The sequence below is a fragment of the Salmonella sp. SJTUF14076 genome, assembly GCF_015534835.1.
Taxonomy (GTDB): domain Bacteria; phylum Pseudomonadota; class Gammaproteobacteria; order Enterobacterales; family Enterobacteriaceae; genus Salmonella; species Salmonella enterica.
In genome coordinates, this window is sequence record NZ_CP064674.1 from 3,921,728 (window position 1) to 3,935,708 (window position 13,981).

The window sequence follows — 13,981 nt, forward strand, 5'->3', positions numbered from 1 at the left end:
TGGCTCCTCATTCATACTGCATATCGAAATACATGACCGCCGTCGCGTTCCCGGACGTGACCGTCGGCCGGGTCGATTTATAGCGAATATAAAAAGACAGCGTGTTGCGTCCGGCTTTCAACGGATAGACCACCGAGTCGGCATTATTGATACTGATGGTATCCTGATCATCATTCAGAATTTCCACCCCAACCCCGCTTGCTAACATGTTTCCGCTTCCCATCCCGGTGTCGGTTATCGCCAGTAGCGCGGGATTGTCCGGATCGGGTTCGCCGGTAAACCAGATCTTCGCCCCGGCAATTCCTCGGGAACAATTTTTGAGGTTGATATTAAAGGGCTTAAATTTTGTCGTTGTTCCTGTCGAAGGAAAGTCGCCAACCGCAAACTGTCCTAAATCAATACTTTGACTGAGGCTGGAGATATCTATGTCGCAGGTTTGCGCCACAATAGTGCCGGTAAATTCGAGGTTATAAGCGAGGTCGTCAGCGCTGGCATTGATTTGTGGACACAGCATTAGTCCCATGACAAAAAGAGCGCAGTGTGATCTGTTCATTTAGTCAAAGTCCACTCGCAGGCTGGCCAGGGCGGTAAACGCCCCTTCCGCTGGCGTTTCACCTGTTGTACTCACCGGGTAGGCCTGCAATGTGATGTTAGCGCGTCCGGCGCTATCGGTGGTAAAAGGCGCGACGCTCTGTACATCATTGGGGATAAGCGCGTTTCCTTCATCGGTTTCGACCACTACACCGACATCGGCATTATCCGAAGCGATAGCCTGGGGAAAGTGGCTATCCGGCGTAGCGATAAGACGCATTGTTAAATTGACCTGCGAATCCAGGCCGCTGCACTTTACCGGTACGCTGAATTTTTTCGCTCGTACCCCCTCCGGCTTTTGGCCTGCATGGTTGAAATTGCCGCTGTATAATGCGCCGAAATTCACCAGAATCGTTTGTCCGGCGTTGATTTCGCAGCTTTGCGGTACGGTCACCGTTCCACTATAAAGAATGCTGTACACGACATCTGTCAGCGGATCGCCTGCGGCGGTCATGACATAAACATTGAACATAGTCTTAGGACTAATATTCACCGTGCCGACGAACGGTTTAACAATTTTGAGCTGAAACTCCAGATTTGAGTCACGAACGTAAAACGGTTGACCCGCTTTCACATTTTCATCATATCCCATCAGGACATTGTTCATTGGCGGATAGATATCGCCCGCCGAAGAATCCTCAATTCGCATTCCGCCTTCAAGGTAGTCCGGGTCCAGCTTTAAATATTTCCAGTTACCGCTCGTTTCTACGACCGGATATGGCGACACATAGGAGCGATAAGTCTGGCTATAGGTCGACGCGCCGGCGGGACACACCGCCTGTACATTAACTTCCTGGCTTTTTTCCAGTTGAACCGTCTTTCCCACCTGGTTTTGTTCTGCCGTCAGAGTGGTCGTTAAATCGTAATTAATACTGGAAGGTACACCGTTAACGTTTTTACACACGTCTGCGAAGGCGTACTGCGATACGACACTTCCCGCCAGCAGAGCAAATAAAAGAGGTATTTTCATTTAATGACACTCCGCATGTTGTCGACTCAGAATCTGACGGGAGGAAGAGAGATGATAGGACGCGACGCACTGTTGATCCGGTAGGTTCCCCCAGCGAACGTGCAGAACGCCTTGCGCTGACAACCCGGAAAGATAGACCTCCCCGGCCTCGTCAACAATCGCCTCCGCATGGCGATCATTCACCGTCACCGTTGCGCCAAAGGGTACAGGCTTACCGTTATGATTCAGCGTTACCAGGGCACGCGCGCCGACTCGCGCTTTAAATCTGGCCAGAACCAGCGCGCCTTCGGTCGGCACAACGCGAGTCACCGCGTCATCAATATCGACATCATCAGCCATGGCGTTAACGTCCAGCGCCATACGGTTTTGGCGATATGTCGTCGCATACGGCACCACCGCATAGCCACGCGCGTCCGTATGAATACCCGGCTGGTCGACAACGCCGACGTTGGCTGCGCCCGGCGCGGCAATCAAAATATTGGTATTGCCTAACGGCTGGCTTAGCGTCACTCCATGCGCGTGCGCCACCAGGCCGCCGCTCAGGCCATAATTCACCTGCTGGTAATCGCCGTTATCGCTAACGTTATAGCCAATGTTGGCATTGCCTTTCGCGCCATCGTATTCCAGGCTGGCGGCGCCGCTTTCGCCAATACCGTGATTCTGATAGCCTTGCTGTATGTTGTAACTAAGATTGTTTTCGTCCAGTAGTGTGCCGCTAAGGCCCGCATTCTGCGTAACGTTATGCTGTTTGTCCGTACTGGTGCTAAAGGTAGCGTAAACATTGTGATGGTGCGTGACCTCATCATCGTGTTGCAGCCATTGACTTAGCGGCACCGAGATATTCAGGGCGAAAATTTGATCGCGCTCCGCATCGCCTGCGGATTTGTTATTGTTGTAAGAAACGCTCCATGCAATACCCGCCAGCGTATCGCTGTATCCCACCTGCAACAAAGAATCCTTTTCATCAGTGTGCCAGTAACTTTGCTGGCTGCCGGTAATAAAAAGCGATCCCAACCCGCCTAGCTGTTGATTGATATCGAGTTGTACTTTCCCCCTCCTGGTGTAATAAAGGTTGTAATAATCCGCCCATTCCGGCCTGCTTTTATCGCTGTCAGTCCGATTGTCATCGTCATAGCCGCTCATCCGTTTCCACGTGGTATCATCCAACGTGTAAAAGCCCGAGGTTGAATAGCGATAGCCCATAAGCTGTAAATTGGTTCCTGACTGTGCAAGCGATTTGGCATACAGGAAACGCAGCGATTGCCCCTGGTAGGTGTTATTATCCGCCAGCGTACTGGTAGCCTGGGTGACATCCAGCGACACCGCGCCCCAGTCGCCCAGATTTGCGCCGCTGCCGATCGCCAGCGCGTGATAATGACTGGAAAGTTGTGTTCCGCCATACAGCGTAAAACCATGCGGTAACCCCCATATCAAGGTCGCCTGACTGAATTTCACCTTCTCTTTTTGACTACTCTCGCTGCGATACTCCGCCACCGTCGCCGCATACTTCAACCGCCCTTCTCGTTGTAGAATCGGCACGGCGGAATAGGGCACGTTATAGCGATTAATAGAACCGTCGGACTCTTTGACTTCCACAGTCAAATCGCCGCTGGCGGCGGTAGGATAGAGATCATTAATAGTAAATGCCCCGGGCGGCACATAGCGCTGATTGATGATGTAGCCGTTTTGCCGAATGGTCACTTGCGCGTTGCTTCTGGCAATGCCGTGAATGGTCGGCGCGAAGCCCTTCATGCTGTCTGGCAACATATTGTCGTCAGACGCCAGTTGTAGCCCGCGAAAAGGAAGGCTGTCGAATAATGCGGAGGGGGTATAACTATCGCCTGCCGTCAGTTCTCCCTGCAAAAAGACCACATCACGTTCCAGATAAGTACTGATGTGCTGCCAGTCGCTGTCGCTATTCTGATCGCCGCTATTCGCGTTCCATGTGGAGTAGTCGCGTAACCGCCAGGCCCCCAGATTAAGGCCGCTATTCAATCCAAGAAAATAGCTGTTCTCCGCACTGCCGCCAGGGCTCCGATCCTGACTATTCGCGCCGGTAAAGGTGTAATTCAATAGCAACGCGTTAATACCTTCATCCCAGTATTTCGGTGGGATATAGCCTCTGGCGCTGGCAACCATCGCCGCCTGCGGGATGCTAATGTCGAGACGTTGCTGCGCAAAATCAAAGCGGGTCCGGGCGGCCGGTATCGCACTGGCGAGATCCGGGCAACTTCCCGCCGCCGCCTTCGCCAACAGTGGAAATGCCCCGGTGTTTACCCCCATATTTTTAAGCATTTCAGGCGTCAGGCAGGCTCGTAATCCGCTGTCATCGGTGGGCGCGCTTTTTCCCGTCGTCTTCACCGCCTGGAAGGCAATGTCTCTGGTCGCGAGAAACGTATTGTTCAGGTAAACGTCAACGCGATACATTCCCGCCGCCTGGGCATTACGGGAAAAGGTCGATAAGTCGGCCACCGCAGACGGGTCGTCAGACAGAAATGCCGGGTTGAAATAGTTTTCCGCCCACCCCGGCGCAGGCGCCAGTGCGATAGCCAACGCCAGCGGGGTTAATACGGGTTTAGCTACGCTGGAGTAATATCGCGTCATGAAAAGCTGATTACGCATAACATCATGAAGCTGGACAAACGCGTGCTGGCGTCGTTGCGCCAAAATCGTTTACCGTGCGCAAAGATACCTGGCCAGGCGTCGCCGGGAGAGTGATCGCGCCTTTCGGCGGTACCATAGTATTCGGCAGTTTTTTCCCCGCGCTGTACAGTTCAACCATCGAAACGTAGTACGGCGAAGGGTTAGTAATCGTTAGCTGGCCGCGCTCGTTACGGCAGCGAAGCGTCGACGGGGCATGAGCTGGCGCCTCCGCCAGATTTTTCGGGCGAATAAATAGCTTAATCACGCTTTGCGTCGCAATTTGCAGGGAGTTGCCGGTCAGTTTATTTTTATCGACAGAGGGTATCGCTTTACTGTTTAAATAAAACACGCTTTCGCGATCGGTCGGTAATGACGGCCCGACATACATAATACGTAATATATTTTCTTTTTTAGGCTGGATCACAAAGAGAGGCGGCGTAATGATAAAATCCGTCGAGCGTGAACCATCGGCATTGGCGACCCATGACTGGATTAAAAAAACATTGCTGGCAGAAGAATTAATAATCGGCAAGGAGGTTTGCTTACTTCCCTGCGGATAAATCACCCTGGTCGCGCCCAGCGCAATGCCTCCCGCCTGCGCGGCAAACGACAGGCCGGCCGCCGACAGTAGTAGCAATAATCGAAGGAAAATCGGTACGTTTTTTTTCATCTGTGTAATATCCTGATGCCGTCGGTTTGTTACGCGCAGTGACGCGCGTAACGCCCCTTTCTCGCCTCCCAACAGACGAGAAAAAAATCCCGATAAGGAATCAGGAATAAACCATGCTAAATGTCGCCGTCGCGGTAACATTACCGGCAGTCGCCGTACCGGTAGCGATATAATCCACGCTAAGCGGAATAACGTTTTCGCCATCGTTCAAAGTAACAGTACTGGACGATTCACCGATATTCAGCGCCTGGCCATCCGGTCCATAAAGTTGTAGTGCCACATTCGTCGCCGAACCTGCCCCAGCGGTATTCGCCAGCGACCCCGGCTGGTTTGCGTCCTGCTGGCCATTAAAAATCACCGCCGCATTCTGGCTGGTCTGAGTATCGCAGTCTTCCAGTTTAATGGTGAAATCTTCTTTTTGATTCGCCGCCATACCGGCCTCGGTTAATTTACTGGCGCGAACCTGGCCTAATGTCACGGTCTGATCGACAGAGCCAGCGGAAACAGAACAGGCGGCGTCAACGACCTGTCCGACAAAATTTACCGTACCGCCAGTGACGGTTGTAGTATCCGCTTGCGCGGTGGACAACATTCCGCCAAAGGCAATGGCAGAGACCATTAATGCTAGTACAGGCTTTTTCATTCAAGCTCCTTTTAAATATAAAAATGAGGGTAATCAGATTTTTTAACGAAACGGCTGCTGATATTTCTTCACAGCAATATCACGACTTTTTCTTATGCGAAAAAAGTGTCTTCTTGTTCTGATATAAATGTCAGAAGCAATAAAACAGCCACTCAACGTCGTGAGTTTATCTTTACGTTATAATGAGATAACGATGTTATTAATTATTAACAAGCCAACGGCAAGTTGCAATCATCGACATTTGGTTTTAAAGGACTAGATATAACCTGTTGTTTTATATTAACTTTACACCAGTCATTCGGTCTATCCTCTTTAGCCATGTTGACTTTTTAAAAATAACCTGCGTAACAGCTTTCAATAAAACATTCTATTAACGATACCAGGCAAATTCAGTCGAGATATGTAAATATATCGTTGCGTATAGTGCATTAATACGCCACTGGCAGTTTTCCGAGCGCCGCCAGCCGCCCATTATCAATATGGATATACCCGCCTTTTTTTAGTTCAGACAGAATCTTCATAGTCCGACTGCGCGATATCCCGGTACGCCGTTGAATAAAATTCAATACGATAATGTTTTCCCGGTAGGCCTGTGGATAAGCCCAGATTTCAATCAGCAGCGCCCGAACTTTCAGATAAGAATCGACGCCGACTAATTCACGATCGCGCGCGCTCATCACCATCAGACGGTAAGCCAGACAACGGGCCACGTCGTGCCACAAATCGCATTCATCGGCGATTTTTATAAAATCCGGCAGGCGAACAAATCTACCGGTACAAACCGTTTCTGCGAGCAAAAAGTGTTCCGGGCGCGCGGGAACGTTATAGGTAGCGCCATAGCTGTCAACCATACCCACGACCGATGGCGCAAACGATGAAGATATATGGAGTCGGTTGTCATCACGACAGAAAGAAACAATTCCTGACTCCAGTAATACAATGTAGTGTTCATCATTGGCCTGTAAATAAAACTCATCGCCGATACCCAGCGTAAACGGTTGACCAAATGGCAACAAGGCCGAAAATAAGGCATCAATCGCCGCGTGAGGTTTAGCCTGCTGAGAAAAAAGAAAAGAGTGTAATAAATTCTCATTATTATCTTTAGCAAAAGCGTCGTTCATCATTTTTTTCATTAACGGTTGTCTACTCAATGTAGCGCCACAGTATAACCTCTCAAAAAGTACTTAAATTAATAATAAATAACATCGCTATGCAGTATTTCTGTATTCACAACGCACTAATACGCAATATTTTTAAGATTAAGACGATTCTTAATACAAATTGATTACAGAAAATTAATAACGAATTACGCATAAAGAATGAGAGGTCAGGGGGCGCAGGAAAAGAGATTCGAAAGAACGCGCCTTCGAATCTCAAACTAATAGTCCAGATTAATGCAAATAAGCAGTGATATTATCTAAAATAGCGAGGGGCAGCATAATACTCTACCATTTTATCCGCCAGCCAGCCGCCGTCTTCACCGTTAGAATGGATTGTCGTAATACTGATAGTAGAACCACCGCCCCATAAGATCGAAAAGACGTTAAAGTCCGGTAGATTCAGCGCCTGCATCTGGCCCCAGTCATACCCTTTATCTTTACGTAAAAAGTCGCCGACGGTCGGGACGCCGTAAGTCGCGCTATTTAAGGCCGTATTGAGTAGCTGCAAAGAGAGCGTGTCAGGATCGCTGCCAATGCGGGCGTCACCCATAAAAAAGGTTCCGCCGGATGCAAAGTGCGCAGCGCTGATTTTGCTGACGCCCTCTTCTACTGTAGGCATATGGCCGCCAGGGATTTGCCACAGCATGGCGGGCGTCAGCAGCGCTTTCGTCACCTGTTTTACCATCGCCAGGTAATTAAGCCAGCATGTCGCATTCCAGCCATAGTGGGCAAGCGCATCAGGACTGAAACAGTCACGCTCAAATTTATCAAACGCAATAAAGTCCGGCGCATATTCTCCGCTATAAACGCCCAGTTCATGAATAAATCCGGCGATCGCCTGCCCTTCAGCTACCGGATCAGCGGTATCGCGAAGCACCCAGTCCGCCGTTCCTGTCGCCCAGACATTCGTCTGCCAGCCAAAAGCCACATCCTGGGCAAACTGACGAACAAGATAGTTCACCGCCTGAATATAACCGTAGAGATCGTCGCTAAACGTCGGCAACGAAGGCGCGATAAAGCCAGCCATCGCCGGTAATGCTTGTATCGCCGCCGCCAGTTGGGCATTCACCGGCACACTGTTTTTTTGCCGTACTACGGTGTAGCCATACGGTCCTTGCTGTAGCGCACCCAGAAAATCCGGGTTAAGCACAAAGGTGGCCGGGACAGGATGCGTCTCATCTTTGTATGACTGCGCCGCCAGGCACTGGGTAATAAAGTTACCAAAATGGTTACGTAGCTTTTGCACATCCTGTAAATCCGCCAGCGCGCTACCGCCGCTGGCATTCGCGGTATAAATGACCATTACCGGCATGACGCTACGCCCGGCTTCTTTTTCTATCTGGCGCACCAGCGCAACGGTTTTATGGATCGGTAACGTCGCGTAATCCAGAAAACCATCCCCGTTCACGTCAACCTCCGCGGCCGGAACCGGATCGCCGCCGCCGTCAAAACCATCGTATTTAAACAACGCGCTAAACGGTATATCGCGATAAAGAGAAACCGTCTCTGGCGCGTTAACCGTCACGCCGCCATGAGCAAGGTAATCAGGCCAACCTTTTACCTGTAGCGTCACGCCGGGCAGAAACTCCAGCGCCACATGGTTGACCTTTTGCAACAACCGTAGCGGCCCGGCCTGTTCACAACGCCACGGCACGCTGTCGATGAAAATATCGTCCGTCTGAACATCATACAGCCCGGGCGCAAAGCGTAATGCCAACGTCTGCCGATCGCTGCCGCTCTCCAGCATTAATGAGTATTGATATTTACCGCTACTGAACAGATAACGCTGCGGCGCGACGCCATCTGGCAGACCCAGTATAGTGGCATCCACCGTCACGAAACTCGCCGTGTCGAGCGCTGACTGTTGGTAAGCGACAGCAACCTCGGCAACCTGCGCCGAAGCAGGGATAAAACCCGTAAGCTGTATGGGTGCCGCTATAAAGCGGTTATTAATCATCGCAGGCTGCAGATTGACCGTATAATGATGCCCCGCCAGTAGCCGGGTGATTAACTGCGGTTGGTTGGCGATCAGCGTGACGGTACGCTCATCCGCTTGCGTAACATCGGCGATCTCAACGGTCAATTTCGCATTACCAAGCGCAGGGGCGTCAATCATCAGACGCGCGCTGGCATAACGGACAATCGGCAGACAGGATACCTGGACCTGCGCGGCGGCATCGCCGGATTGCGGCGTAACGGTAAAAGAGGACTCGACTGGCGCGATTTGCATCTCATCATTCGCCAGTACCGGTACGGTAAGCCGATACGTTCCTGCGCTAAGATCGCCTATTGTCAGAACCTCGCCCCACTCACCGACAAAGCGCCGGGTTTCGCCGGCAGGAAACAGCAGCTCAATCACCGGTTTGAGCGCCACGGTCTGCGTCATGGCAGGAAAATGAACGCAAATTTTTCCCTGACGGGCAGGATCATGAGCCAACGTCGCGTTCAAATCGCTGATGGCAACTGGCGTCTGCGTGGCGGCCAGATAGCACTGTAATTCGGCGGTATCCCCCGCCGCCAGCATCAGCGCGCCGTCATGATTAATGGTGATGGTATTCTTCTCGATGGGCCATCCCCCATCGCTGGCCAGCGTCACGGCCTGATTCCCCAGCATTGTTCCCTGAAACGGACTGTAGGGATCGGGGTGCGCGCTGGCCGTAAAATTCAGTTGAAGCTGATTGAGATCTACCGCCTGGGCGTAGAGGTTGGTCAGCGTAAAGGTGACGCGTTGATACCAACTTGCGGTATTCAACTCGCTAACGTTAAGCGTAATGCCGTGTTCCTGAAGGTCATTGTCCTTTTCCGGCACATCGGGTTCGGCGGGTTGTTCGTCTGCGGCGGGTATCGCTGGCGTCTCCTGATCGGATGGGGTTGCAGACTCTGCGTCTTCGGATGACGATGACGCCAGAGTCAAGGTGATGGCGGACATTTTTACCGGCACCTGCGTCGCCGCGAGGCTGAAAGAGAGCGTCCCGCGTTCGCCCGGCTGAAGAAGTAATGCATCGCTGTTATTAATGATGATGTTGTTAGTTTCCAGCGTGCCATACGAACTCTCATTCAGCGTAAGCGGCAGGTTCCCTTTGAGCGTACCGCCGCTATTTCCCCATGGATCGATGTGCCCGGAAGCCGTGAATGATATTGCGGCATGGTTCATATCGACCGCATTACCGCTCTCATTGATGAAAGTTAAGGTGATTTTTTGATACCAGCTGTTGACGTCAAATGCGCTGGCGTGAATGGAAATGGTCATGGTCTACTCTTCCTCTGTCCCTGGTGGAGAAAAGCCCCGGTAAACCGGGGCTTGAATCATGAAGCCCAATACATCGGCTTAATACCGTGTATTAGTAAGCGCCAAGATCGGTCCATGCACCGCCGACACCGCAGTTCAGGTCAGGCTGGTTGCCCATAGACCACCATTTCACCTGATAGTTATGGCCTTTCCAGCTAACGATTTCGAAAGAACCCCAGTTTGCGCCATAAACGGTAGAAGCATCCCACTGCGCGTAAGGTGACGTTTTGTCATCTGCTGGCGTATCATCCTCAGCCGGCGTGGTATCTTCTTCCTCGTCCGGTACAGGAACGATAATCTCTTCTTCCGGTTCCGGTTGAACCTGAGATAGCGCAGGCACAGCCGTCAGAACAAAGCGCTGTTGAGAGGACGGTTCGTTGTAGCAGTCGCGTACAAACAGGGTGAACTGAAAGGCTGTTTTTTCGCTAACTTCCGGTACTACAACCTCAATGATTTCTGCCGTTTTGTCTGCCACATCGATTTGAGAAGGCACGCCCCAGCTAAAGGACAGCTCATCGTTATCTTCATCAGAAGAACCTGCGCCAGACAGCTGTACCGTAGATCCGCCTACAACCATCAGTTCAATCGCCGCTTTCGGCGCGTGGTTGACCTTCTGCGCGTCGTCGCTGTCGCTCTGCTCGTCATCTTTTTCTACATTGATACCTTCAAAGTAGAACGGTTCCATATCGATAACTTCAGATTCGATTTCATAACCCAGACCTTCACGCACGGCGTTAACCAGCACGCCGTTGTCCTGATCGATAGTCCAGGTAAACACGCCGCCCAGGCCCAGTTTCGCTGCATATTCGCCTTTTGCTTTGACGGTACGCGGCGTATCCAGGGATAAAAACAGTTTGGATTCCGGGCTATACAGGTAGTCAGCGTCAGCGACCTGGTCGGTGTAAACGTTGAAACCGTTACGGCCTTTCTGGTTTTCCAGATCCAGGTAGCTATAAATGACGTCATACCATTCGCTGGTGCCGGATTCGAAGGAACCGGTAGTATCGCCTGAACCTGGGTTGTAAGAACCTTTCAGCGGCGACAGGGATTCAATTTCTACCTGACGAGCGTTACGGGTATAGCCGGCATAACCGATGTTGATACGGTCAGCGGAGAAACCTTCCGCCAGCAGGTGATCAACGATAGTTTCGACAGCCCAGCCGCCCTCTTCCAGCGCTTTGCGGTTGGTGTGGTGGCCCAGCGTTTCCGCCCACGGCGTACCGAAGAAGTCATAGGTCATCAGGTTGATGCCGTACAGGCCGGCAGCCATCAGATCTTTTACTTTCGCATAGTCAAAAATAGTAGTGACAGCAGAAGCGGCAATAGAGATCTTCACATTGCTCAGACCAGCGGAATCCAGCTGTTTACGCAGTTCGGCAATCAGCAGCGCGTAGTTAGCGCCATCTTCCGGACCAAACGGGTTGCCCGCCCCTTCATTGTTCGGGTATTCCCAGTCAATATCCACTTCGCTGAACATCGGGAACTGTTTGAACAGTTTCACCACGCCTTTGGCGAAGATTTTACGAGAAGAGTCAGAAGCGGCGGTTTCGTGGAACCCGTTACTCATGCTCCAGCCGCCGATACTCATGGAGAGCGCCAGCGTGTGACCTGCGGCTTTCGCTTTTGCCTGCATATCACGCAGCGCGCCCAGCAGACCCTTGGCGTTAGACTGAGTTACAGTCTTCGGATCCACATCCCAGCCGCTGACATCAAAGCCGAGGTTGATATAAGACTGGAAGTCGCCCCATGGGTCGAGGAAGGTCGGCTCATATTTCACTTTGCCGCACAGCGCTGCCGCTTCTGCTACGACATCGCGGTCTTCTGTATCAATTTTTCTGAAACCGGTGATGCCAACAAAGCCAAAAATCAGTTTGTCATAAGCCGTCGGTGAAACTTTGGTTAAATCATAACCACGGCCCGGTTGGGACATATTGCCTTGCAGACGGCTGTCATACTGTGACCAGTCGGTGTAATAACCAAATACCTTCGGTTTAGTCGTGGAATTTTTATATTTATTGTATACCGGTTTCGCAACACGAGCGGAAGTATAGCTTATTTTATCATCGCTTGTTGCAGGGTCAAAACCATTCGCTGCATGGGTAGTTTCAGTAATCGTATCGCCTTGAATCAGTTTGCTTGTAGCCATTTTCAAATTTCCTTTTACGTTTCAAAATTGTCGCAGCTCGTTCTGCGGGGTCCATAATCGTTACAGGCATAAAAAATAGCTAATCACAAAACATCATCTTTTTAGATGATATAAAAATCATAAAAATGAGGTTAACAACACCGTCTAACGAAGAGAAAACAATACCTCTCAGCGCCCGCTTACTCCGTTCTGGTGAGAACATAGTAAATATCATTTATCATGTAATTAAATATCATTTAATTACAATGAAATAATGTGATTACACTCGCTATAGACAATGACAATACAATAAAACCAGTGACATTTATTGGATTAAGACATTTCTCATACAATATAGTCACCACAGACAACCAGGATGTACATTTCTAAAGGAAGACGTTATGAAAACTTATATCATTAATAGCAATTGCATTTACAATGAAGGTAAATATGAACTGAGGACGGTCTCAAATTCACAGGTTATTAAAATGACTGCGATGAGAGCCAAATGTCTCAGTTTCATCATCGAGAATGCTCATCTGGAGATTATCGAGCGACAAAAAATAACCACTGCGTTATGGGGAAGTCGAAGCCATTATGTTAATGATGCAAATCTAACGCAGATTCTCTATTTAATCAGACGTGACCTTAAAGCGCTTGGTATTAACGATCTTTTTATTACCATTCCAAGACAAGGCCTCAAAGTTAATAGTGATATCACCATTATCGCGACGGATAGCGAAACAAAGGGAAGAAAAAAACAGATTGTACGGCAAACCATCGCTGCCCTGACGACCGTATTTTCAGTAACGTTAGGTTCTCTCATGTATCTGCATATTCACTAAGCGAAGGAAAGGGAAGATGAATCCAATTATAGATGGAATTATTGCGCTTGAAGGCGGTTACGTATTTAACCCTAAAGATAAAGGCGGCGCCACCCATTGGGGCATTACCGAAGCCACGGCGCGAGCGCATGGCTATGCTGGCGATATGCGGGATCTGACCCACGCTGAAGCCTACGCGATTCTCGAAGAGGATTACTGGATAAAACCAGGTTTTGACGTCATCTCGACGCTATCGTGGCCAGTCTCCTTCGAGCTGTGCGATGCGGCAGTCAACATAGGCGCTTACCACCCCAGCGCGTGGCTGCAACGCTGGTTGAACGTCTTTAATCACGAAGGTAAACGCTACCCGGATATTCATGTGGATGGCAATATTGGCCCGCGGACGCTTGCCGCTCTCGAACATTATTTGGCCTGGCGAGGCCAGGAAGGGGAAGCCGTTTTGGTGAAAGCCCTCAATTGCAGTCAGGGCACGTACTACTTAAACGTTGCTGAGAAAAACCACAATAACGAACAATTTATTTATGGCTGGATCAAGAATAGAGTGACCTAGACCAGGCTGAAAAAAGACGCGTAAAAGGCTCACGGATGAGCCTGATACTGCAAATGATAATTAATCTGAATTATTACCTTCGATAATTTTTTTAATCCGCCGCCCAAGAATCTTTAAGATCGGACTCGCGAAAACACCGCCTAAGCCTGCCGCCAACAGAACAATGTTGAAACTGCATTCTTTTTCGATCGCAATCGCGCTTAACAAGAAACTGGTGAAGCAGGAAATCACGATCTGCGTTAAGCAATATTTAATACTTTCATGAGAACTATTATATTCTGTCTTATCTTTGCGTAAAAGATAGCTGACAAAGCCTCCCCACGCGCCAATCGAAATAATAGTGAGTAAGATCTCTAGCTCCAATAGCACAACTTCCGTTGTCGACACATGGTTGGGAATAGACATTTTAACACTCCGAAATCATTATAAATGAATAATTAACACAAGGAGTGTAAGCGCCCTGTCAGAAGGGTAAAAATCAAAGCACATCATTTA

General features: G+C 50.0%; 11 protein-coding genes. 2 read left to right on the forward strand and 9 right to left on the reverse strand.

Features of this window, described 5'->3' with window-relative positions; translation table 11 throughout:
- Nucleotides 1-7 precede the first annotated feature (7 nt).
- The 8 genes from HU143_RS18980 to HU143_RS19015 form a co-directional block, all read right to left on the reverse strand.
- Nucleotides 8-553 carry a fimbrial protein BcfE gene (locus HU143_RS18980; RefSeq protein ID WP_023226882.1) on the reverse strand — a complete coding sequence of 182 codons (546 nt, stop codon included), beginning with the start codon at nucleotides 551-553 and terminating at the stop codon, nucleotides 8-10.
- Nucleotides 554-1,561 carry a fimbrial protein BcfD gene (locus HU143_RS18985; RefSeq protein WP_023226883.1) on the reverse strand — a complete coding sequence of 336 codons (1,008 nt, stop codon included), beginning with the start codon at nucleotides 1,559-1,561 and terminating at the stop codon, nucleotides 554-556. It abuts the gene before it with no gap.
- Entirely contained in the window at nucleotides 1,562-4,183 is a 2,622-nt protein-coding gene (gene bcfC, locus HU143_RS18990) for a fimbrial usher BcfC (RefSeq protein WP_023226884.1), read from the reverse strand. It lies immediately after the preceding gene.
- A gap of 4 nt (nucleotides 4,184-4,187) precedes the next feature.
- Nucleotides 4,188-4,874 (reverse strand): fimbrial biogenesis chaperone BcfB, encoded by a 687-nt coding sequence (bcfB, locus tag HU143_RS18995; protein ID WP_000742551.1) that lies wholly within the window; start codon nucleotides 4,872-4,874, stop codon nucleotides 4,188-4,190.
- A gap of 100 nt (nucleotides 4,875-4,974) precedes the next feature.
- On the reverse strand, nucleotides 4,975-5,517 hold the full coding sequence (locus HU143_RS19000; protein WP_023226885.1) for a fimbrial protein BcfA: 543 nt from the start codon (nucleotides 5,515-5,517) through the stop codon (nucleotides 4,975-4,977).
- Nucleotides 5,518-5,945: 428 nt separating this feature from the next.
- On the reverse strand, nucleotides 5,946-6,650 hold the full coding sequence (locus HU143_RS19005; protein ID WP_001576712.1) for a winged helix-turn-helix transcriptional regulator: 705 nt from the start codon (nucleotides 6,648-6,650) through the stop codon (nucleotides 5,946-5,948).
- 280 nt (nucleotides 6,651-6,930) lie between these two features.
- Entirely contained in the window at nucleotides 6,931-9,927 is a 2,997-nt protein-coding gene (locus tag HU143_RS19010) for a hypothetical protein (RefSeq protein WP_023226886.1), read from the reverse strand.
- A 91-nt stretch (nucleotides 9,928-10,018) separates the two neighbouring features.
- On the reverse strand, nucleotides 10,019-12,112 hold the full coding sequence (locus tag HU143_RS19015) for a glycosyl hydrolase family 18 protein (RefSeq protein ID WP_023226887.1): 2,094 nt from the start codon (nucleotides 12,110-12,112) through the stop codon (nucleotides 10,019-10,021).
- 380 nt (nucleotides 12,113-12,492) lie between these two features.
- Between HU143_RS19015 and HU143_RS19020 the strand changes: the two genes are divergently transcribed.
- Both HU143_RS19020 and HU143_RS19025 read left to right on the forward strand, forming a co-directional pair.
- Nucleotides 12,493-12,936, forward strand: coding sequence for a winged helix-turn-helix domain-containing protein (locus HU143_RS19020; protein ID WP_000860682.1), 444 nt, complete (start codon nucleotides 12,493-12,495; stop codon nucleotides 12,934-12,936).
- A gap of 16 nt (nucleotides 12,937-12,952) precedes the next feature.
- A complete protein-coding gene (locus HU143_RS19025) occupies nucleotides 12,953-13,486 on the forward strand; it encodes a glycoside hydrolase family 108 protein (RefSeq protein WP_001068132.1) in 534 nt (177 codons plus the stop codon).
- Between the two features lie 60 nt (nucleotides 13,487-13,546).
- On the opposite strand, the gene HU143_RS19030 is transcribed toward HU143_RS19025, so the two are convergent.
- On the reverse strand, nucleotides 13,547-13,891 hold the full coding sequence (locus tag HU143_RS19030) for a phage holin family protein (protein ID WP_000026889.1): 345 nt from the start codon (nucleotides 13,889-13,891) through the stop codon (nucleotides 13,547-13,549).
- Nucleotides 13,892-13,981 lie beyond the last annotated feature (90 nt).

What these genes read in the sequence shown, in the direction of transcription:
- HU143_RS18980 (WP_023226882.1), bottom strand. Translation starts at nt 553, where the DNA reads ATGAACAGATCACACTGCGCTCTTTTTGTCATGGGACTAATGCTGTGT.
- HU143_RS18985 (WP_023226883.1), bottom strand. Translation starts at nt 1,561, where the DNA reads ATGAAAATACCTCTTTTATTTGCTCTGCTGGCGGGAAGTGTCGTATCG.
- bcfC (WP_023226884.1), bottom strand. Translation starts at nt 4,183, where the DNA reads ATGCGTAATCAGCTTTTCATGACGCGATATTACTCCAGCGTAGCTAAA.
- bcfB (WP_000742551.1), bottom strand. Translation starts at nt 4,874, where the DNA reads ATGAAAAAAAACGTACCGATTTTCCTTCGATTATTGCTACTACTGTCG.
- HU143_RS19000 (WP_023226885.1), bottom strand. Translation starts at nt 5,517, where the DNA reads ATGAAAAAGCCTGTACTAGCATTAATGGTCTCTGCCATTGCCTTTGGC.
- HU143_RS19005 (WP_001576712.1), bottom strand. Translation starts at nt 6,650, where the DNA reads ATGAAAAAAATGATGAACGACGCTTTTGCTAAAGATAATAATGAGAAT.
- HU143_RS19010 (WP_023226886.1), bottom strand. Translation starts at nt 9,927, where the DNA reads ATGACCATTTCCATTCACGCCAGCGCATTTGACGTCAACAGCTGGTAT.
- HU143_RS19015 (WP_023226887.1), bottom strand. Translation starts at nt 12,112, where the DNA reads ATGGCTACAAGCAAACTGATTCAAGGCGATACGATTACTGAAACTACC.
- HU143_RS19020 (WP_000860682.1), top strand. Translation starts at nt 12,493, where the DNA reads ATGAAAACTTATATCATTAATAGCAATTGCATTTACAATGAAGGTAAA.
- HU143_RS19025 (WP_001068132.1), top strand. Translation starts at nt 12,953, where the DNA reads ATGAATCCAATTATAGATGGAATTATTGCGCTTGAAGGCGGTTACGTA.
- HU143_RS19030 (WP_000026889.1), bottom strand. Translation starts at nt 13,891, where the DNA reads ATGTCTATTCCCAACCATGTGTCGACAACGGAAGTTGTGCTATTGGAG.